Origin of the sequence: Robinsoniella peoriensis, from assembly GCF_000797495.1 — a bacterium.
GTDB classification, from domain to species: Bacteria; Bacillota; Clostridia; order Lachnospirales; family Lachnospiraceae; genus Robinsoniella; species Robinsoniella peoriensis.
The window spans coordinates 423,722-445,816 of sequence record NZ_JTGN01000007.1; the positions used below are offsets into that span (position 1 = coordinate 423,722).

Consider the following 22,095-nt stretch of genomic DNA (forward strand, 5'->3'; position numbering starts at 1 on the left):
TTTCCATTACGCATCTTTTTCGCGTGCATATTAATAATTGAAAATGCTAATATAAATTCCTTTGTATGTTAAAATATAATCCCACAGATTAGTGCCGCTATAATTGCCAGAACCAGGCTGAATATAATCCTGTCCATAGTTTTTAGCGAAACATTTATTCTGCCATAGAGACAGTCCCGCACGGTTTTCTTTTGCTCTATATCATCCTGCTGCTCTGCTGATGATAAATCATTTATTTGTTCTTCCATATCTTTATGTTTACTCCTCCATAAGTTCTAATCCTTTTCCTCAATGTATCATTTTGTTATTTCTTAGCAAGATATTTACGTACATCCAATGATACGGCAACGATAATAATTAAACCACGAATGATATATTGCCAGTATGGACTTACGCTGATAAAAATTAGTCCATAGTTGATAACCTGTAATAGAGTTGCTCCAATCAATACACCTGGAATGGTTCCCACACCCCCTGTAAAGGAAACCCCACCAATTACACATGCTGAAATTGCGTCCAGCTCATAATTTAATCCGGTGTTGCTGGTTGTCGATCCTGATCTAGCAGCCTCTAAGAAACCTGCAATTCCATACAGCACACCAGAAATCATGAAGATAATCATAATATTTTTTACAACATTAACTCCAGACACTTCAGCTGCCTCCGGATTACCGCCAATTGCAAACATGTTTTTTCCAAGCTTTGTCTTATTCCAGATGATATACATAATTACTGCAATTACTGCCAGATAACATACCAGATATGGAATCTTAAATTCACTGGTAATTTGAAAACCGCCCGTTACAAAATGAATATATCGCTGATCAAGATTAGCAACCGGCTGTGCCCCAAGCGGCGGGCGATCAATATAAAGACAAGATACACCATATGCTATTAACTGAGTGCCCAAAGTAATTATAAATGCATGTACCTTCAACTTAGCAACACCAAACCCATTGATTAATCCAAATATAACTCCTACCGCAATTGCACCCAGCAGAGGAACAAACAGCGGTAATGCCGGAAGGTTTGGATACATTCTTGCTGCATATGTAGTTGACTGCAGCAAAGATGCTGAAATGATCGCTGTAAGACCTAAGATACGGCCGGCAGAAAGGTCCGTTCCCTGTAGTACGATCAACCCTGCAACCCCTAACGCCAGAATAGCTCTTGTAGAAGCCTGGCTGAGTATATTCGTAAAATTACCAAGTGATAAAAAGCTTGGTTCTTTTATGATAAAGAAAACGATCATTAGTATCAATACAATATATAACGCGTATTTTATGAGAAATTCTCCAACGTTAAATTTCTTTCCTTCTGTTTTTAATTTTTCCATATCTGCACCTTCCGTTCTTAAACATATTTCGCTGCCTGAGCCATAATCCGCTCCTGATCCAGCTCTTCAGTATTTGTAATTCCCGACACATGTCCATTTGACATAACTAGTATACGGTCACAGATGCCTAGCAGCTCGGGCATCTCAGAAGAAACCATGATTACTCCTTTTCCTTTTGCAGCCAGGTCAATAATCAACTGATAAATTTCATACTTCGCACCAACATCAATTCCTCTTGTTGGTTCATCTAAAAGTAAGATCTCCGGCTCTGTTAATAACCATCTTCCTATAATTACCTTTTGTTGATTTCCACCGGATAAACTTCGTATTGCTGTCTTTTGGGATGGGGTTTTAACATTCATACTGTCAATTACCCATTTAGTATCTTCTATCATTTTTCTGTTATCTAACAGTCCCATTTTACTATAACGGTCTATATTAGCGATTATGCTATTAAAAAGAATATTCAGACCGCCAAAAATACCTGTCGCACGACGCTCTTCTGTCAGAAGGGCAAATCCATTTTTAATTGCTGTTCTGGAATCTTTATTATCGACAGGTTTTCCGTGGAGCAGGATCTCACCCTCGCTCTTATGGGCAATGCCGAAAATGGTTTCGATTAACTCTGTTCTCCTGGATCCTACCAGACCTGCAATTCCAAGAATTTCTCCCTTATGAAGTTCAAAAGATGCATCAATAACGGAGGGCTGGTATTTCCCGGTTAAATGTTTTACCTCCAGAATGACTTCTCCCATTTTATTGGTCTTAGGCGGAAAACGGTTAGTCAGATCACGTCCAACCATCAGCTTAATGATCTTATCCGTGGTCAGTTCTGCCGCAGATTTGGTATCTACCCACTGTCCGTCACGCATGATGGTAACTTCGTCTGATATTTCCAAGATCTCTTCCATTTTATGAGATATGTATACAATTGCACATCCCTGGTCTCTTAAACGGTTAATAATGCGAAACAGATGATCTACTTCTTCCTGAGTAAGAGAAGAGGTCGGCTCATCTAATACCAGAATCTTCGCATTGTAAGATACCGCTTTGGCGATTTCTACCATCTGTCTTTGGGATACAGACAGCTTCGCCATTTTTGATTTGGGATCTACATCGATTTCTAATTTATCAAATACTTTTTTTGTTTCCTCATACATAGAACGCTGACTGATAATCCCACCTTTGCTTGGATATCTTCCCAGCCAGATATTATCCATAACATCTCTTTGCAATACCTGATTCAATTCCTGATGTACCATTGCAACTCCATTTTCCATTGCCTGTTTGGGATTGGAAAATTTAGTCTTCTTTCCCTCTACGATTATCTCTCCGCCATCTTCATCATAGACACCAAATAAACATTTCATTAAGGTAGACTTTCCGGCGCCGTTTTCACCCATCAGTGCATGGACGGTGCCAGGCCTTAATTTTAACTGTGCATGATCAAGGGCTTTTACACCTGGAAACTGCTTTTCAATATCTATCATTTCCAAAACATATTTTTCTGCCATATTCCATTCACCACTTTTCCTTTACTTAGCAACTGCACAATGAAGATTACCTACACTGTGCAGTTACCTATTCCATATTTATTTGCCTGTAAATTCCTGATAAGGGATACGGATTGCATATCCGGTATCATCAAACTGATATTCTGTTCCATCAATAGCACTTTTGCCTTCAGCCAGGTTCATGCCTGTTGTAAATAACGCTTCTGCCATTGCAGGTGCATCCTGAAGAACTGTTCCAGACATAAAGCCCTGTTTGATTAAATCCTGTGCTGCTTCTGTTGCATCTACGCCATATACCGGTATAAATTTTTCTGCATCGCCATTGTTATATCCCTGTGCCTGTAACGCTGCGATAGCCCCCTGTGCCATTCCATCGTTATTTGCAATAACTACTTCAATCTTATCACCTAATTTAGAAAGCCATGCTTCGGTTGCATTCTGTGCCAGAGACTGATCCCAGTTACAAACCTGAATTTCCAGCTGCTCTGTTTTAATCCCTGCTTCTTCTACTGTCTTAACAGAATATTCTGTTCTTGCAACTGCTTCCGGGTTATCCGGCTCACCTTTTAACATTACATACTGCAGAACGCCATCGCCGTTTTTATCATATTTAGCTGTATCTGAGCTCCAAAGGTCTGCAATCATCTTGCCCTGGATAATCCCCGCATCTTTTGCATTGGTACCTACAAAACATGCTTTGTCATAAGATTTAATTGCTGCCTGGTCAACTGGCTCTCTGTTAAAGAATACAACCGGCTTGTCCGCTGCTTTGATTTTATCCACTACGGTCTGAGCCGCTCCGGTATCATTTAAATTAACCATTAGAAGATCCACATCTTTTTGAAGAATGGTATCAATACTGTCATTCTGTGTAGGCTGGTCACCCTTACCGTCATAGAAGGTAAAGTTAACCTTGTCCGGATTTTCTTTTTGAATCTTTTCCAGATTCTGTCTAACGGTAGAGATATAAGTATCATCAAATTTATAAAGAAATACTCCTACTTCCTTTACCCCGGCTGTATCTCCGCTTCCTTCATCTGTCTTTGCAGTGTCTCCCTGAGCTTCTTTTGTTTCAGCAGTTGTACCTGCTTCTGTGGTTTTCGTTGTTGAATTTGATTCTGTGGTTGAAGAACCACAACCTGCCAATAAAGCTACTGATGTACATGCCGCTAAACCTAGTGCTAAAAATCTTTTTGTCTTTCTCATGGAATGTCCTCCCTTTTCTTTGTACATTTTGTACATGTTTTATATTCATCTTTCGTTGTTATTATATATTTTTTGGCCATAATACTCCATACAAATTTATTAGGAAAAATATAGAATTTCTTAAGCAAAAACAGTGAAAAAATAGATCCTCTTCTATAAAAACTTATAGATGAGGACCTATTTTATCATCTTACTTTTTTATTTCGGGCATATCCAGATCATCGTTTCGAATGATTATTTTGCTTGCAATTTGATCTCGTTGCTGTACTTACCATAAACATTCTTACCTTTTGATTTCCTGTAAGCACGTACTCTGTAAGTATAAGTTTTTCCTTTTTTCACTTTCTTATCTTTAAAAATGGTGGTATCACGGTCTACAATTCCAATACGGCTCCAGGTTTTGCCTGTTTTCCTGTAAATTCGGTATCCGGTTACAACAGAAGATACTTTTTTCCATGTTACTTTTACGCTTCCTTTTGATGCCTTGGCTCTTATAGCCGGGCTCTGGGGAACTGCTTTAATGGAAACTTTTTTATACTTGCTGTAAACTGTTTTACCATCTGCTTTCTTATATGCCTTTACTGCAAATTTGTATTTCTTACCAAGCTCAGCTTTTTTGTATACATAGGATGTAGTGCTGTTTTTCTTGATTGTTTTAACTGTTTTCCATCCCTTGCTGGTCTCGTTCATTACTACGTATCCGTCAGCATCAGCAACTTTATTCCAGCTTAATTTAATGTATCTGGAAGCCTGATTTGCCGCTTTTACAGTTACGGTAGATGCCTGCACCTTCGCTGCTGCTTCTTTGTCTGGGTCTGCTTTTAATCCCTGAATTGCTTTTGTCAGCGCTGCAGTCTGGGCATCGATTGCTGCCTGGGTTGCTTTTGGATCTGCCGCTACTTTTTCTGCTGCTGCAATAGCTGCAGTTAATGCATTAAAGGATGCATCGGTATAGTTGCCTTTTTTAATTGCCTTTGCTTCAGCAATCTTAGCGTTTAATGCAGTCTTAGACGGCTGTGGTGTTACAACTTGCAGGTTCTTAATTGCTGCATCCAGTGCTTTTACCTGGGCATCGATTGCTGCCTGGGTTGCTTTTGGATCGGCTGCTACTTTTTCTGCTGCTGCGATAGCTGCAGTTAATGCATTAAAGGATGCATCGGTATAGTCGCCTTTTTTAATTGCCTTGGCTTCAGCAATTTTAGCATTTAATTCTGTCTTTGTTGTTTCCTGTACTTTTACCATCTGCACTTTTCCAACAACAGAAGAACTCTCTGCCTTAACTTCTACTTCAGCTGCTCCTGCCTCGTAACCAGCTTTTGTAAATGCCAGCTTATAAGTTCCGTAAGGAATTTTGCTAAAGTTATAGATACCGTTCAGATTGGTAATCGTAGAAGCAATTTCATTGCCGTCTGCGTCTGTTAATGCTACATTTACCTGATAAATTGGTGTATCATTTTCATCTGTAATAGAACCTTCAATTGCATTTGAATTTTCTACTGCATCTAAGCTTGTTACTTCCAGGTTGTCAAAGATCATGCTGCCGCCGTTGCGTTTGTTAAATCCTACGGATCCTGCTTCATTAAATAATCCGCTCACAACTGCCTCGTTCATGACTTTCTGTCCGTCTACCCAGAGGGAAAGTTTGTTTCCAACTAACTGTGTCTTAATGTGGCTTGTCTTTCCGATTTCCATATTCGGTCCGCTGAACATTCCGGAATAGTTGTTATCTGTACCATTCCAGTATTCCCAGAACCATTTGCCTTCAGAATCACCATATCCCACATAAAGTCTCTGGTTATGGTTATTTGCTCTTAATACAAAGCCGAAACGAAGCGGGCTTGCCTGAGGCGTTACATCTGCTTCAAAGATTCCGTCTTTAAATTTCGGTGCTGCTGTGTCAATAATACTTGGGCGGTCGGAGCCAAATGAGGCTTTCAGCGCGCCGCTGCCATTATACTGCACGGATTCGATTTCAACCTGGGATGGATTGCCTGCCAGATTTTGAATACTGTCTACTCCATTTTCGAAGTAATTGAAGTATTCCGGAATCTCTTTCACCTGAAGTGTGAAATCAAAGGTGGTCATCAAATCTGCCACCGGTGTTACCTGCTGTGCGTAAAGGGATGCATAACCATCTTTTACAACCTTTGCAGAATAATTACGGATAAAGATATTCTCTAACTTGTAGCTGCCCTTGTCATCCGTGCGGATTTCAATTGGAGCCAGGTTATTGGAGGAAAGTGTAATCTGTGTGTCTGCAATTGGTTTTCCATCTGCATCTTTGACTGTTCCGCTGACGGAACCAATAATTGCAACCAGCTTTTCAGTTGCAGATGTCAGTTTATCAGTTGCTGTTTCAACCTGTTCTTTTGTCGCATTCTGGTTGTTTAAAACTTCTTCTGCTTCTGCTAAAGCTTCCGCAAATACACCCCAGGTTTCATTTGTGTAATCCTGCTGGAATTTTGTGTTTGCTGTGTTAATTGCTCTTTGCAGATCTCCTTTTTGGATATCGCTCACTTCAATTACCAGGTCATCCAGAATAAAATCTTTGTAACCGCTGAAGTTTTTCGCTCCATCACCTGCACTGGCATATTCTTTCAGATCCGGTGCTGTACTGGTTGAATAAATACCAAACCAGGACTGTCCGGATTCTCCTCCGATTAAGGAGAAGCTATATTCCTTTGTCTGACCAATTGCTTCCGGCATGGTGTATAACTGAGTATTGCCTGCAAATTCTCCTTCGCCTACCGTTACTTTATAGGTGTCCCTGCTTCCCATCTGATATTTGAACTTGACGTTATAGGTAACACCCGGCTCAAAATGGAAGTTCTGCGGAATTGTCTGGTAGATCATGGAATTGTTGGAGGTAAGTCCATTGATTTTAACAGACCAGTCGCCATTTAATACATCGTCTAATTTCTTCTGTCCCTGTTCATTCGCGTTATATCCAGCCTGGGTATACGGTGCATGAAGCTCAGAGAGATGGATACGGTTGTCGGTAACTGCGCCGGCACCTGAGCCCGGACCTGCAATTACAAATGGGAAAATACCCTGGGCATTATTTTCAAAATCCTGCTGGAACATGGTAACCATACCGTTCTTGTCTGTTTCTTTTACAAGATCCATACCGGTTTCCACAACACGCAGATCATCAAAATACGTGTCTCCGTCACCTTGATCCCGTTTCAGAGTCAAAGTAACTTCACCGCCTGCCGGTGCTTCAAAGAATACATACATATTCTGAACATAGCTGGTTCCGCCTGTTGTAGCTCCGCTTCCCGTATGATGTTGATTTGATGAAACGATATTCTGTACAATAGAGCGTCCCGTATAATTAGAAGCAATTTCCTTGCCATCTGCATTTACGGTCATATATGCTTTCGCATTGCTTCTGTTATCAACTCCTACATACAGTGCATATTTCTTTCCTGCTTCCAGATTTGTTAAAGCCTTACTGGTTACGGATACGTCGCCGCTTAATTTTAACATCGGGTTTTCGCTGGAGTTACGGAAGATTTCAGCCAGACCGGTTCCTGCTTTTGTCCAGTAAGAATCCAGACTGCCGCTGTTGAATCCAACATCATAAATATATGGTGTGGACTGCCAGTCTACCGGAAGCTGTCCTTGTTCGCCCTGGTATACAACGTAAGGTGTCTCTGCTTTCATATTTGCTAAGGTTACATGACCATTGGCTACCGGAACTACGGTTTTATTCTGTTTGCCCTCATCGGTCAGTTCATATACAACAACATTTGCAAGGCCTTCCCATCCGCCTGGAAGTTCCCAGGTAGTATCGCCGCCTTTGGTATTCCAGTGATACAGTTTTTCCTCTGATGCAATCTCGCCGTTTGTATCCCAATACCATGGAAGCAGATAAGTCTCATCTCCCGGATTAGATCCGTCACCGCCGGTAGGTGCACCTTTGGAAACTACTTTTCCATTTAATGTGATTGTTCTGGAACGGTAAGCCTTAAGATTTCCTGCGTAATCATTGGAATCTCTGGATACAACAACGGTATTCTCTTTTGCGTCATCCTGCAGTGTGATTTCCATTTCCGGTGTCCACTGGAAGGTTCCGCCGCCGTTCTTCATAGTTACCGGCTCTCCGTCTACCCACTTCATTACCTTATAATGTTGCAGGAATTTGGTCAGTACGTTATGGGTAAATGTGGTATTGATATAGTTGCTGTAATCGGTTCTTCCACTCCAGCCCTCAAAGTCGGTCATGTTTAATCCACCCAGCAGAGGTGACTGTGCAGCGCCGTTATAGCTTGGGTAATCAGCAACCCAGGAATCCTTCTGGTGGTTACGTAAGAATCTCATTACTTCACTGTTCTGTCCCTTTGCTGCATATCCGCCATACCCCAGATCTGCTGCCCAGTGCTGCAAAGTAGAATCATATTCCTGTGTGGGACCCCATTCTGTGGTAAAGCGCCAGCCATGGTCATTCATCTGTTTTGCAATCTTTCTGGATTCCCATGCATCCTCATTTCCACTGGTATTATTTCCCCACACATCCAGGTAGATAAAGTCCAGATTATTTCCAACTTTTGCCTTTAGTTCATCTAACCTGCCTTCACGCCTGTCGCTTGCAAGATCATACATACCATTGATACCGATTCCCTGATCTAACCAGTTCCAGCCAAAATTGTGTCTGGATAAATCATCATCGAAAGCTTTTGCTTCCGGATACATTTCACTTGCATTGATGTGGATACCAAACCGTGCGCCTAATGCCCCGCCTTCGGTCATTAATTCGTTCATATCCTTGGCACCGCCGATTCTTTCACCGATATTACCATAATCGGGATGTCCGGAATCATGTCCTTCGGAACCGTAACCTTTTAAAATGATGCTCTGTCCCAGTCCATCAGTATTCAGATAAACACGTTTCACACCATCTAATGTTGTAAGGAATGGGTTGGCTGCCTCACTTCCAAAATTCATTGCGATACGCTGTGATACTAAGTCAGGCACTTCCTCTGATTTAAACGGATTGTTCATGATTGCACGATATGCAATTGCACCATCCTGCCAGTCAATCTGATCATCCGCATTCTCATCACCGGTAATGACTACTTTTGCGCTTGGCATAACATCTTTATCATGTTCTACTACATACGCTTTTTTCACTTCATTGACTGAAGGTTCTACCTTGCGGTCATAATACCATAAGGTGCTGGAAAGCCCCAGTGATTTGCCGGCAGCCAGATTCGTTGTTTCCGCCCAGACTCTGGTATTGCTGGATCCGCCGGAACCAACATAAGCTGCTTTATGTGTACCGTTATACTCTGAATTACTCCACAATCCGGCACTTAATTCATCATTGGATACAAAACCATACATGAAATCTTCCTTGGAAAATGTCATGCCGTCTTTCACATCCACATAGCTGTCACCGGAGATGGAGGTATTGCTGGATACCTTAGCTGCCTTTAAGTTTGCGCCCTTTTGGGTGCTTCTTACAGAAATCAGGCTGTGATGGGGTATTTCAATCGTCTGAACCGGATATACATCATTATCCAGGTTATTCAAAACCTTCGTAATGTCAAATGACAGTTCATTATCTTTTACTGCGATTATGGCAGTCAGAACAGCATCAATATTCTGTCCTTTTAAAGTCATCGTATAGGTAGCTTTATCCTTATCAAACTTCACATCCAGATTATCTTCCGTTACCTTAATTTCGGTCCCATTGATTTTAATTACATCGATAGCTTCGGTCTGACCGTAGAATACTTTTCCCTTTAAATCACCTTTCATGGTGTATTTTACAACACTTGGGAATTTCTCTGCCACATCAACATCCATTTGATCGGAGGAGATTGTTCGATAGGCTACTTCCGGTGCTTTTTCCAGTACAATATTTTCAACCGCAACAGCACCTTCAGTTACCGTAATTTCCTTTTCAGCAACAAGATATCCTTCTTTTGTGACGGTAACTTTATACTTTCCAGCTGCCACATCAGCAAAATTATAATTACCATCTTTATCGGTTTGAACAGTCTTGCCGTTTAATTTTACCGTTGCACCTTCTACCGCCTGTGTTTTCCCATCCACATTTTCCATTACTTTACCGGATACGGCAAATGTTTCTGCTTCGGCCTGACCAGTATAATGAATGTCTTTCAAATAGACGTCTGTGAGTTCAGTTCCAAATGTCCCTGCCTTAATACCTATTTGATTTCCCTGTTCTACAATTTTGCTAAAATCAACATCACTGAATAAAGCAGTTCCATCTACATAGAAATTAGCCTTTTTATCTGCAGTCCATTCCACTTTAACCTTCACGGTAGAACCTGCAGCAGGTACGGTGCCAACATTGGGACTCCATGGGTCAGTTGCTTCCCCGTATTTCTGCCAATACCAGCCGGATGCATTGTAACCAAAGAACATACCGTGGTTCTGGTTATTGTATCCTATGTAAATACCGGTACGATTCAGGCTCCCTGCCTGTTCTGTCTTGAAATTTGCTTCAAAGTATCCCGCTTCATTAAAATTATATTCTTTCCCATTTGTAAAAATAGCAGGAGGATTAGTTGCACTTGGGTTATTTCCATTAGCTGATCCGGATTTTAAATGAAGGTATCCATCTGCCACTTCACAGATTTCTCCACCTTTTTGCGTGGAAGTATCCTGTGCCCAGCTATCATGAATACCATCCTCCAGAGCGCCTTTGTTGTTTTCCTCAGTAGTTTCCTGCTTTGCATCAAGAGGCATTTCTGTTTCTGCCAGTGCTTCAGATTCGGATTCAGTAACGATTTCTGTCTCTGTTTCAGACTGTGATTCTTGTACTTTTGAATCATTTTCTGAAGAATCAGACTCATCATTTGCTTCTGTTAAATTCGTTTCTCCCGTCTCATTTTCTCCCTCTGACGGCTCAGTTTCAACACCATTATCAGCCGCATTTTTGGCACCACCCGGTACCACTTCCGCTTCCATATTTACGTCTTGTGATTCTGTTCCATTGCCTTCCGCGTATGCCGTAGCAGGTAATGCAGAGCTCAAAACCATAGACATGGATAGCATAAAACTTAGTGACTTAGTTAAGTTTTTTCTCTTCATAAACTCTTTCTCCTTTGATGGATTTATAACATAAAAAGCATCAGATCAATCGCAGCCGGCTTTCACAATTGACCGAAACTTATGCTATACATATTGCCAATTTTTTAATGATATTGCGCGTTTTATATAGCTGTTTTTATCATTGAAACTATTATAACATTTCTATAGTATATATTTATTTGTATATTCGTTTCCTTTTTTTGCACTAATTGCACATTTTTACCAACTCTAATTTTGTGCTAAATCCCTTCATTATCTGTCTTTTTCCCGTACCTGTCTCCAAGAATTCTTTCTATTCATTTTGTATTTTAAATTTGCATTATCTGCAGCTAAATTATACGAAATATGAGCAAAAAAACCGGCAGCAAAAATCAGTTTAACTACTGAAATTTGCTGTCGGTTTTTCTCAGACTCAGATACATAATTAGAAAGATTGCAGACTTATTTTATTCAGGGAACCCGCAGCTGTCTTAAACAATAATTTAAAATAGCAGCGTAGGTAGATGCGTCATAATGAAGGCCATCCGCTGTTCCATATCCATTCTCAATTAAATAATTATAAGTATCAATATATCCTATTTTTTGTGAAAGTGTTGCTGTCATCGTACTATTAAATTGTTCTACTGCGGCATTTGTCACACTGCCGCCATAACCATCCACAACCGGATTAACAGACATAAAATACACATCTGCTCCTGCGCCAACCCAACCGTCAATTTTACTATTTAAATATCCAGCATAATCACCCGGCCGGTAAACATCATTTACACCAAGATTTATGACGATCGCACAATTTGGTACAATGCTGGCATCTATCACCGGTGCAGCTTCCGATACCAGCCAGTCATAACCCATGCTGACCTCGCAGATCCACTGACATAAAGGATGATTCGCAGCCGAACTCATACCTACAAATCTGGAATCTCCAACCATGATAACCTTATCGTATACCTGAAGCTGATCTCTTGAAAATTCCGACTCTGCTGTCTCTTTTTTCCCCGTTCCTTCGGTGTTTTCAGCATTTTCAGCATCGCCGGTCTGTTTACTTTCTTCCTCATCTTCCTGACGCAGTACTAACTGGGGACCTTCCTCTTTTATGGCTTCATCCAACTCTTCTTTTGTCTGAATACCAAGTTCCGTACTGAGATCAAAAGGAAGTGGACTGCCTTCATCAGTATCTGGACTTTTTTCTGATATTTCCACTGGTTTTGCAGATGCATGAGGTATAATGATCGTATTTTTTATTATTAAATCTAGATTCGCTTTTGATTCTATTCCTGTTCCAAACCGGAGATTAAATGGAAGGTCACTTGCCCAGACAGTCATTGAATTTTGATACATTCCTGCTGAGAAAACAATCATAAATGTAACAGCTAAATGGATTCTTTTTTTCATAAATAAACGCCCCTGATCCTAAAATTTAATTATTATTGAAACAATCCTTTTATCCAATTGATAAATTTATCAATTAAGTTTTCTGCCTTTGCAGCAGTATCTGATTCTGATGAAGATTCCGTCTGATCCGCAGCATTTATACTGCCTGATTCATTTTCTTCCGGAGTAATTTCAGTACCGGTCTGGCTATCCATACTTTCAGAATCTGCCGGATTTTCTATTGTACTATTCTCTGTAGTTTCCATGTTTGATTCCATACTATTTGTCTGAATTTCTGATGCATTTACCGTCTCTCTTTGTGATGCTGAGTCTGTTTCCAAGACCGCTCCTGATTCAGTTTTTTTCGTTTCATTTTCTCCTTCAGTTGTTGGATTTGCCTGATCATTTGTGGCATCTCCTACAACATCTCCAAGTATAGAATCATTGGTGTTGTTTAGAATATTATCCGGTGCAAGCGTCTCGGATTCCTGATTATTTTCTTCTTTATCAAACAAATTTGAAAAGAAATTCTTTATAGAATCCCATAACTTTGAAAAGAAGTTCTTTTGTTCCTCCGATGCATTATCCAGGGCATCTTTTACATTATTTTCTACCCGGTTTAAAGTATCTTTTAGGGATTCATAGTCATAATCCTGTGCACCGATTTTTTCCATCAGGGAAGTAAGAGATGCAACCTGTTCTCCGGTAAGTGTAACAGAAGCTTCACTTGCTGCCTTTTCAACAATCCCTTTTATTTCCTCCGGACTGGTTACTTCACCTTTGATCACTTCCATTTTTACACCATTGATCAACTGGATAGCTTTATCTTTTCCGATCGTATCACCAAGCTCTCCGGTCTGAATCAGTTCATCCGTGGCAAGCTGCTTTTTTTCTTCGCTTAATGTGCCATCGGAAGCTTTTTCATACGCTTTTAAAATTCCAGTCAATGCTCCCGTACCCGATACTTCGATGGGGCATGCCGCAACCACATTACAATTTGTAACGCCGGCTGTTGTCAGAGTAGATGCAATCATATTACTGGTAACCCAGGTCAGATTTGCTGTTTTTACCTGTATTCCGCCGGAAGTTGTCGGTTCAATATAAGCACAGCTGTAAGTCCTTGTCCCAATTACCTCTTCGGAAGCAATCCCTTCCAGATACTGGCGCTCTTCTGTATTATTTACTTCGATTACCTCAACCGCATTTTTCTCTACTCCAAAGTATTTAAACATCGTATCTTTTTGTTCCTGAGACAGATTCGCTCCAAGAGTCACCACCTTACTGCTGTCTGCAAAGGCAGTGATCGATACCAGACAAGACAGGCAAAATGCCGCCACTGTCATTTTCAATAATTTTTTCTTCACGTTTCTCCTCCAATCCGAGATTTAGAATCCCTGCATCTTGTTAAAGCACTTCAGACACGAACTGGTCTGTCTGCTTACAGATGTCCATTATTGTACCATATTTTGTGAATTTTTACTATCATCTGGTTTATTCTTAAGTTTTCCATAATAAAATTAACTTTTATTTTACCTTCAAAAGAGTTATAATACTAGAGCGTGTATCTTCAGTTACTACTTACCATAATGAGTTCGAAACCTTCCTCATTTAAAACAAAACTAAAGGAGAAAATTATGAGAAACAAAAAAGTATTATTTATGGCACAGGCGTCCATAATTGCTGCGATCTATGTAGTGTTGACAGTCCTGTTTGCCCCATTCGGATTTGCCAGCATCCAGGTCCGGATATCAGAGGCGCTGACAATCCTGCCTTTTTTTACTCCGGCTGCAATTCCGGGATTATTTATTGGATGTATATTTGGTAATCTGATCAGCGGTGCAATTCCCATCGATATTGTGTGCGGCAGCTTTGCAACACTAATTGCAGCATACTGTTCTTATTTGCTCCGACGCAGAAAATATCTGGTTGTGCTTCCACCGATTATTGCCAATACTTTGGTTGTGCCTTTTGTCCTTTATTATGGATACGGCATCAATTTACCAATTCCACTGATGATGCTTACAGTGGGAATCGGAGAAATTCTCTCGTGTGCAGTCCTGGGACTTATTGTACTTAACGTGCTGGATAACTATAAACATATTATTTTTCGAAAATGGGTAAGTTGAATCTGTTACAGTTTTCATGCCAATAGTCGTGGAAAATACATAAAAAGAGCCTGAATGGGCTCTTTTTATGTGCTTAAATCTTATACCATTTTATTTCGTTCGCTTCCATACTAAGGTTGAAGCTGCTTCCGTCTCCACGGTAAACAACGGTTTCCTGTGGTTCATATGTGTTGTTGACCACGCAGTATTTACCATTTTTTATGTAAGCATGAACCTCAACATTATAATTCGTACTAAACCAATTATGGATATTTTCTTCATCATGGGTACTCCATAAGATTGAGCGGTAGAGCATACGGCTGTTTTCAAAGCTGTAAGGAAGTCCGCTGATATAAACGGCACGTCCCTTTCCGAATTCATTGACTGCCAGCTGCACTTCTTTTTCCCGCTGAACAAGTACCTGAGTTCCTTCCAGTGCGAACATATTTTTCTTGCCTTCGCCAAAATCAATCACTTCTCCGGAATCTTCCATAATAAAATGTTTGTGGTTTTCCCAGTTATATTTATCATAGCCAAGGGTGAATCCCCGTTCTTCTTCTACACCGAACACATTTGCCAATTGAATGAAACGTCCATTTTCCTGATGGGCAGTAGGTTCGCCAACACCGATAATACCGCCGCCATTGTGTACAAACTTTTTAATACTGGCAGCAATTTCCGGATCGCACCACCATTCACCGCCGGTATGTGCTGTATCTGCATCGCCTACGTTCAGAATCACATCAATATCATTGAGAATCCCGGGATTTTCTTTGATATCCTGGAAACTAATGAACTTTACGTCAAATGGTGCACCAGCCAATGCCTCGATTACACCGGCATACGAATAATTCTGTTTGTAGTAAAGTGCATGATGAACCATATGACATCCCCAGGCTCTCATTTTACCCCAGCAGTTTAAGACTGCAACTTTTTTAATACAATAAGGAACTGTGCCTTTGATATTTTCATAAAGTGTCCTGAATTCTTCGCAGACATCCTCTACATAATCGACAAATTCCGGAAATTCCAGCGCCAGTTTCAGATATCCGCCATAACCGATACGGTCAACAGGCTTTCTTAAAATAGCACGTCTTGCAGTTACCCAGCCTTCTTTTGCTTCCTTTACAGGATCTTTTCCTTCACAAAAAGTGTCCGGGAAGAAGTATGGCAAAAGTCTGCCTTCTGTATATTTTACACCCTCAATATCACTGATCAGGCGAAGGGTAGAACCATTTCCAACACTTCCTACCACCGCATCCAGTCCCAAAGACTTGAATTCTTCCATAAATGGTTCTGTTCCAATCCAGTGGTCTCCTAAGAACATCATTGCTTCTTTCCCGCATTCATGGGTAAGTTCTACCATTTCTTTTACAATTTTGGCAACTTCCCTTCTCTGGAATGCCTGGAAATCCTGGAATTCCTTTGTGGGAATGCGGTATTGGTTATTATAATAACCCTGATCGATAATATATTCCGGGCGGAACGGGTATCCCATTTCCTTTTCAAACTGTTCCAGAATATATGGACTCACCGATGCGGAATAGCCATACCAGTCTACATATTTTTCTCTGGCAAGTTCATCAAATACTAAGGTGAACTGATGAAAAAATGTAGTGAATCGAAGTACATTTACGTAAGGATGGTCCTCGATAAACTTTTTAAGTCTGTCTAAAGTATAGGCATGAGTCTTTGGCTGTCTTACATCAAAAGTAATCTGATGTTCTACATCCTTCCAGTCATTCGTTACTGCATTATACATATGTACCGGATCCCACATGATATAAGCCAGAAAACTAACCGTATAATCATGGAACGGAACTGCCTTAAGTGTCACATCTCCAGTTGCTTCATCATAGCTCCAGGCATCTGTCGCAACTGCTTCGCCAGTAGTTCGGTCAATTACTTCCCACCAGCGTTTGATATCATCCCTGCAATTGGGTGTCAGCATATCCGGATATAATCCTTTCATCAGATGAATGGATAATTGATTTTCTTTTGCTGTATAAAACGGTGTCATCAGATACATCTGCTGTATCTCTTCCGGATTTGCCATCGCCCAGCTATTATCTTTACGGGTCGTATAATAAGTAGAGTAAATTTTAGCATCCACATCACGAAGTTCTGCCGGGAAATCTGTACCGTCACAATCCCGGATCGCATCTGCTCCCCAGCGTTTCATGACTTTTAGAGTTTCCGGAATTACATCTATGTCGGTTGGTATCGTAACACGACCTTGCTTTTGGTTCATATAAAAAGTCCTCCTAAATTATCCGGAGCCTGCGCCCCGTTTATTTATATTTTCTGTTATAAAGCCAAAGTAAGAAAACCAGCCCTGCCAGACCCACCAGCATCATACACAACCATGGTGCGCCTACATTTTTCTGCCCGATCACAATCAGTGATACGCAGACTACAAATATAATGAAGACTATTATGCCAGTGATTACTTTTTTTGTTGTTTCATTCATAATATTATCCCCCTTATCCTTTCAGGCCGCCAAGTGTCATTCCCTGGGTCAGCTTCTTCTGGACGCACATATAGAGAACCAGTGTCGGAATCATAACAATTACAAGTCCGGCATACATCTGGCCATACTCAACTGCTGATTTCTGAGCCGCCATAAGGTTCATAAGGCCCACAGGCAGAGTCTTGATCTCCGGCTTAGTAAGCAATGTCATAGAAATAATATATTCATTCCAGAATGCAAGGAAGTTAAATAAGATGACGGTTACAACACTTGGTTTTGCCATGGGCATGATAACCTGTACCATGGTGCGGCAGTAGCCGGCGCCATCCACATAAGCAGCTTCTTCATAATCCTTTGCCAGTGATTTAAAATATCCAGACAGAAGGTAAATGGTAAAAGGAAGTGCTGTAGCTGCATAAACGATTGATAAAATAAACAGATTATTCAGGAAAAACGGATGTCCTAAGATTCCGCGGGCTATCTTATCTCCATTATTCAGCATTAAGAAAATCGGCACTACGATATAGTTAACATTGATAAACAAACCGGCCATAAATATAATATTCCAGAATGCGCTGGATTTAAATTTAAATCTGGCAAGAACATATGCAGCCGGAAGTGCAATCACAACCAAAAGAACAATTGCAACTACGGTAACGATTGCTGAATTTAACATGTAAGACCCCATGTTGGCTTTCTGCCAGGCATCCACAAAGTTTTGCAGATGTATACCTTCCGGTATGGACCATGGATTTCCATAAAACTCAGAATTTTGCTTAATAGAAGCAATAAATACCCAGGCAACCGGAACGATAATTACGATTGCTAATATTGTTAATACAATATAGATGACCGCTTTATAAACTTTTGAACCACTTGATTTCTGATCATTTTTCATTCCAATCCACCTCCTTAAAATTCCAGTTCTTCACGTTTTGTTACCCCATTCAGAATTGCAGCCAGGGCAAATGAGAATAAGAATACCATAACGCCGATTGCCATACCATATCCATAAGATGAATTTGTATATGCCTCCTGGTACATGTAACTCAAAAATACGCTGGATGCTCCATCAGGACCGCCATTTGTCATTGCTCTTACGAACAGGAAACTCATATTGATGGTACTGATGATAAAGAACGTAAGCGTTGTACGAATATTCGTCCAGATCAGCGGAAGTGTAATGGAGAAAAACTGTGTTATGCGTCCTGCTCCTTCCAGGCTGGCAGATTCATATAAGCTCTCCGGTATGTTTGCCATACTGGCCATATACATAACCATGTAGTAACCAATTGCCTGCCATACCATTGCAATCACAATACTGTAAATTACGATTTTTTGATTTCCCAGCCACAATGTTGGATTATCAACGCCTGCCTGTCCTCTGAACAGATTCAAAAAGGAATTTAACAAACCAAGATTCGGATCATAAATCGCTGAGAAAATAGCACTGATAACAACTACGGATAAAATGTTCGGTATGTAGAAAATTACTCTGTAAAAATTTTGTCCTTTAATCTTTTCACGGGATAACATAGCCGCAAAAATCAATGACAGTGAAAAAGTAACGATTGTTACAAGAACAATTAATAATACTGAATTTTGAAATGCCTGATAGAACTTATCGCTCTGAAACAGCTTTTGAAAATTCTGGAGTCCCACAAAAGTTTTATCATCTGTATATCCACCCCATTTAAACATAGACATGCGGAATACGTCAATTGTAGGTATAATCATAAATATTATAAACAGGATTACGGCGGGAGCTAAACAAAAGAATATGAATCTCCCTCTCCCTCTTCTATTTTTCATGGCTTCATCTCCAATTCTAAATTTGCAGCTGTAATACTGCCTGATAAAAAACAGACGGTGAACATTCATTCACCGACTGTTTTTTCGTTTATAAATGTTACTTTAAAGCTGCACGCAGCGCATCGCTGTCTTTTTTCACCTGCTCTACCCATTCATCAACGGTCTTATCACCACTTACCAGTGAGTTGATCGGATCGAAGAATGTAGTACGAACTGTGACACCTTCTACTGGATCTGTAGTTGCAAATGCGTCCATAACAGCAACAGCACCTGTATCGTAGATTGAGTAGTAAAGTTTAGCATCGCCGTCTAATTTGTCTGCCATACCCTGGATTGGCTGAACTGCTCCGCCTTTTTCTGCGAAGATTCCAGCTGCTTCATCTGTATACAGATAAGCAATAAACTGTTTTCCAAGATCCTGGTTTTCTGCTCCCTTAGGCATCCAAACCTGCTCAAAGAATGTGTAAGAAGCGCGTTCTCCACCGTCTTTTACAGCCGGAAGAGCTGTGAATCCCCATTTGAAGCCATCTGCACGAGGTGCATCTGCCATTTCACCGATAACCCAGTTACCATTTGGCATAAATAATGCTTTGTTATCCAGAATCATCTGCTGATTCTTACGGAAGTCATTGTCATTTGCATTTGCCGGTGTTGTGCTTTCTGTGTATGTAGCCAGTTTAGCAACAATATCAAATACTTCTTTTGCTTCCGGTGTATCCCAGATACCTTCTTCATAACGAAGTGCTTTCTGGAAATTGTCGTTGCCCATTGCTTCATGCATCAGTGAATAGAAGAATGCATCAAAATATCCTGCTGTAGGGTATGTAAATAATGCAATGCCTTCTGCTTTTGCTTTGTCGCCTAATTCCCACATTTCATCCCATGTTGTAGGAACTGTCCAGCCTTTTTCTTCTAACAGCCCTTCATTATAGAATAATCCGCAAGGACCATAGAACATAGGCATAAGATAAGTTTTGCCATCACCATAAGGATTTGTTATGGAGTTGTCAACGAAACCTGGAAGAATCTTATCACCTACTGTTTTGTCTTCGCCAGGAACTGTCATTGATAAAACATCTGTTAAGTCAACAATATTGTTGTCTTTAATAAAAGTTTCTGTCAACGCAGATTCTCCGCCTACAGGACGCATGATAACATCCGGATAATCACCGGATTTCATTGCTGGTGTAATGATATCTTCTAATTTCTTGTCAATGGTTAATTCAACTGTAACGCCAGGATTTGCTTTTTCGAAAGCTGCACAAACTTCTTTCCACATATCTTGTCCATAAGCTGTTTCTACTGCTGCTACTTTCAGAGTCTGCTCTTCTCCGGCTGCCGCTGTATCAGCTGCCTGCTCGGTATCAGCTGCTTCAGATTTAGCTTCTGTTGCCGCATCTGTTCCTGCCTCAGATTTTGCTTCTGTTGCAGCGGTTGTATCTTTTGCTGCTGATGTGTCAGATGAACTACCACTTCCACACGCTGTAAGACCAAGCGTCATAGCTGCTGCCATAGTCATACAAAGTACTTTTTTTACCTTTTTTGCCTTCATAACATTTTCCTCCTAATAATTTAAATGTTTGATACGTTGCCGCATCATTACTTTGTACATTAAGAATAATCGAAATTACGGGATTTATCAATACATATATTGCTCCATATTTTATATTTATTGCTTTTTACTTCTAAATAAATAAAATACATTTTACACAAGACTTTTTATACTTTATCTCTCTAAAGTTTCAATTCACCCAATATATTGCACAATTTTTTTCTGTTTTATCTGGTTTTATTATTTTATTGTAATAACAAAAGACATCTGATATAATCATTATATCTAAATTGGATTTTTTTCATTAGCGCAATATAACTAATATTATAGGAAAATTTTTTTAACATTCGACAGAAAACGACAGAAAAATCCCCATAACTATATGAATTGGAAGGGAGAAAATATGGGAAATACACGCTATCAACTGACAGAATCAGGACATGAAAAAATGCCGGTAAAACTGCTGTATGTAACTTCTGCCCGCTATGAAGGAGACTGGCCGAGCATTAAACATTCTCACTATTTCACGGAACTATTCTATGTACGAAAGGGTGCCGGCAATTTTATTGTTGAAGATAAATCCTTTCCCATTATAAAAGATGATCTGGTAATAATCAACCCGCATTTGGAACATACTGAAAAATCCCTCGACACCACACCTCTTGAATATGTAATCTTGGGGGTCGAAGGACTTAGTTTTTCTTTCGGCGATAATCAGGAATATACGGTTTTTAACTGTCAGAACAACAAACATAACATGATGTTCTATTTTACCTCTATGCTTCAGGAGATTGAACAGAAGCAAAAAAATTACGAACTGGTTTGTGCGGATCTCCTTGAAGTTTTAATTATTAACCTGATCCGCCATGCAGATTTTGCATTTGAAATCGCTCCTGCCCAGAAAGCAAGCAGGGAATGCAGCCGTATTAAGCGTTATATCGACTCCAACATTTCCGATAACATTACACTGGATACCCTGGCGGAGATGGCTCATCTGAATAAATATTATTTTGCTCACGCTTTTACGGATTCCTACGGACTTTCACCTATTAATTATCTGAGCGAAAAACGGATACAGGCCAGCAAAGAACTGCTTACCGCTACCGATCACAGCATTGCTGAAATTGCCCAGCTGTCCGGTTTTTCTTCTCAGAGTTATTTTGCCCAGAGTTTCCGAAAAGCCTGTGGGATGAGCGCCGGAGACTACCGCAAGATGATGAAGAAAACATAAATTTCCTGTAACCAAAAATATATGTAGTAGAATGAAGAAACAAGCTGCAGTGAGAAGATCAGCTGCTTTATGCATTTTATATGATCTATGCCAATAACGTCCGGCATGCCACAACCCCGGGGGTCCACCATGCTGAGAAACCGAGGGCACTGAAAAACATATGTTTTTAAATCCTTCCTTATTAATAAAACACAAAATCCACCAGACTCAAATTTTTCTGGTGGATTTTTGTACATTTTCTATGGATGATTCCTTTTTCTGAACTAGGGATTCCTTTATTTTTCCCCCATCACTTTCATGATTCGTTTGAGGTTCACTGCAAATATTGCCATCGCCCCCTGCATTTCCATGCCAATAAGACCTGATGATGACGCAACGTCATAACCATGTCTATGTTTTAACTCGCTGTTTTTTGCTTCTATCTTATAA

Annotated in this window: 14 protein-coding genes and 1 pseudogene; 2 read left to right on the plus strand and 13 right to left on the minus strand. The window is 40.3% G+C overall.

Features of this window, described 5'->3' with window-relative positions; all coding sequences use genetic code 11:
- Window positions 1–68 precede the first annotated feature (68 nt).
- From QR40_RS16805 to QR40_RS16835, 7 genes are all read right to left on the minus strand, one after another.
- Window positions 69–248, minus strand: a complete 180-nt coding sequence (locus QR40_RS16805; protein ID WP_027294053.1) for a hypothetical protein — start codon at window positions 246–248, stop codon at window positions 69–71.
- A 56-nt stretch (window positions 249–304) separates the two neighbouring features.
- A complete protein-coding gene (mglC, locus tag QR40_RS16810; protein WP_027294052.1) occupies window positions 305–1,336 on the minus strand; it encodes a galactose/methyl galactoside ABC transporter permease MglC in 1,032 nt (343 codons plus the stop codon).
- Between the two features lie 17 nt (window positions 1,337–1,353).
- Window positions 1,354–2,850 carry a galactose/methyl galactoside ABC transporter ATP-binding protein MglA gene (gene mglA / locus QR40_RS16815; RefSeq protein ID WP_027294051.1) on the minus strand — a complete coding sequence of 499 codons (1,497 nt, stop codon included), beginning with the start codon at window positions 2,848–2,850 and terminating at the stop codon, window positions 1,354–1,356.
- A 78-nt stretch (window positions 2,851–2,928) separates the two neighbouring features.
- Window positions 2,929–4,056 carry a galactose ABC transporter substrate-binding protein gene (locus QR40_RS16820; RefSeq protein ID WP_027294050.1) on the minus strand — a complete coding sequence of 376 codons (1,128 nt, stop codon included), beginning with the start codon at window positions 4,054–4,056 and terminating at the stop codon, window positions 2,929–2,931.
- A gap of 234 nt (window positions 4,057–4,290) precedes the next feature.
- Entirely contained in the window at window positions 4,291–11,121 is a 6,831-nt protein-coding gene (locus QR40_RS29950) for an endo-alpha-N-acetylgalactosaminidase family protein (protein WP_052430894.1), read from the minus strand.
- 450 nt (window positions 11,122–11,571) lie between these two features.
- On the minus strand, window positions 11,572–12,516 hold the full coding sequence (locus QR40_RS29955) for an SGNH/GDSL hydrolase family protein (protein WP_052430895.1): 945 nt from the start codon (window positions 12,514–12,516) through the stop codon (window positions 11,572–11,574).
- Between the two features lie 32 nt (window positions 12,517–12,548).
- Window positions 12,549–13,859 (minus strand): DUF1002 domain-containing protein, encoded by a 1,311-nt coding sequence (locus QR40_RS16835; RefSeq protein ID WP_052430896.1) that lies wholly within the window; start codon window positions 13,857–13,859, stop codon window positions 12,549–12,551.
- A 270-nt stretch (window positions 13,860–14,129) separates the two neighbouring features.
- On the opposite strand from QR40_RS16835, the gene QR40_RS16840 reads away from it, so the two are divergent.
- The gene (locus tag QR40_RS16840; RefSeq protein WP_044296045.1) at window positions 14,130–14,621 is read left to right on the plus strand and encodes a QueT transporter family protein; all 492 of its coding nucleotides are present in this window, start codon (window positions 14,130–14,132) and stop codon (window positions 14,619–14,621) included.
- A gap of 73 nt (window positions 14,622–14,694) precedes the next feature.
- Here the strand turns inward: QR40_RS16840 and gnpA are convergent, their stop codons facing one another.
- The 5 genes from gnpA to QR40_RS16865 all read right to left on the minus strand — a co-directional run bounded on the left by gnpA (window position 14,695) and on the right by QR40_RS16865 (window position 20,435).
- Window positions 14,695–16,851: a 1,3-beta-galactosyl-N-acetylhexosamine phosphorylase gene (gene gnpA / locus QR40_RS16845; RefSeq protein WP_044296047.1), complete on the minus strand. Its 2,157-nt coding sequence runs from the start codon at window positions 16,849–16,851 to the stop codon at window positions 14,695–14,697.
- A 40-nt stretch (window positions 16,852–16,891) separates the two neighbouring features.
- A complete protein-coding gene (locus QR40_RS16850) occupies window positions 16,892–17,071 on the minus strand; it encodes a DUF6903 family protein (RefSeq protein ID WP_027294047.1) in 180 nt (59 codons plus the stop codon).
- 13 nt (window positions 17,072–17,084) lie between these two features.
- On the minus strand, window positions 17,085–17,969 hold the full coding sequence (locus QR40_RS16855; RefSeq protein ID WP_027294046.1) for a carbohydrate ABC transporter permease: 885 nt from the start codon (window positions 17,967–17,969) through the stop codon (window positions 17,085–17,087).
- Between the two features lie 14 nt (window positions 17,970–17,983).
- Window positions 17,984–18,883, minus strand: a complete 900-nt coding sequence (locus QR40_RS16860; RefSeq protein ID WP_027294045.1) for a carbohydrate ABC transporter permease — start codon at window positions 18,881–18,883, stop codon at window positions 17,984–17,986.
- Between the two features lie 97 nt (window positions 18,884–18,980).
- Complete coding sequence (locus QR40_RS16865) at window positions 18,981–20,435, minus strand: carbohydrate ABC transporter substrate-binding protein (RefSeq protein WP_044289362.1); 1,455 nt, start codon at window positions 20,433–20,435, stop codon at window positions 18,981–18,983.
- 382 nt (window positions 20,436–20,817) lie between these two features.
- Here QR40_RS16865 and QR40_RS16870 point away from each other — a divergent pair, with 382 nt between their 5' ends.
- On the plus strand, window positions 20,818–21,666 hold the full coding sequence (locus QR40_RS16870; protein WP_242849091.1) for an AraC family transcriptional regulator: 849 nt from the start codon (window positions 20,818–20,820) through the stop codon (window positions 21,664–21,666).
- Between the two features lie 275 nt (window positions 21,667–21,941).
- Here the strand turns inward: QR40_RS16870 and QR40_RS31425 are convergent.
- Window positions 21,942–22,095 (minus strand): annotated as a pseudogene (locus QR40_RS31425) (IS5/IS1182 family transposase); the annotation flags it as partial.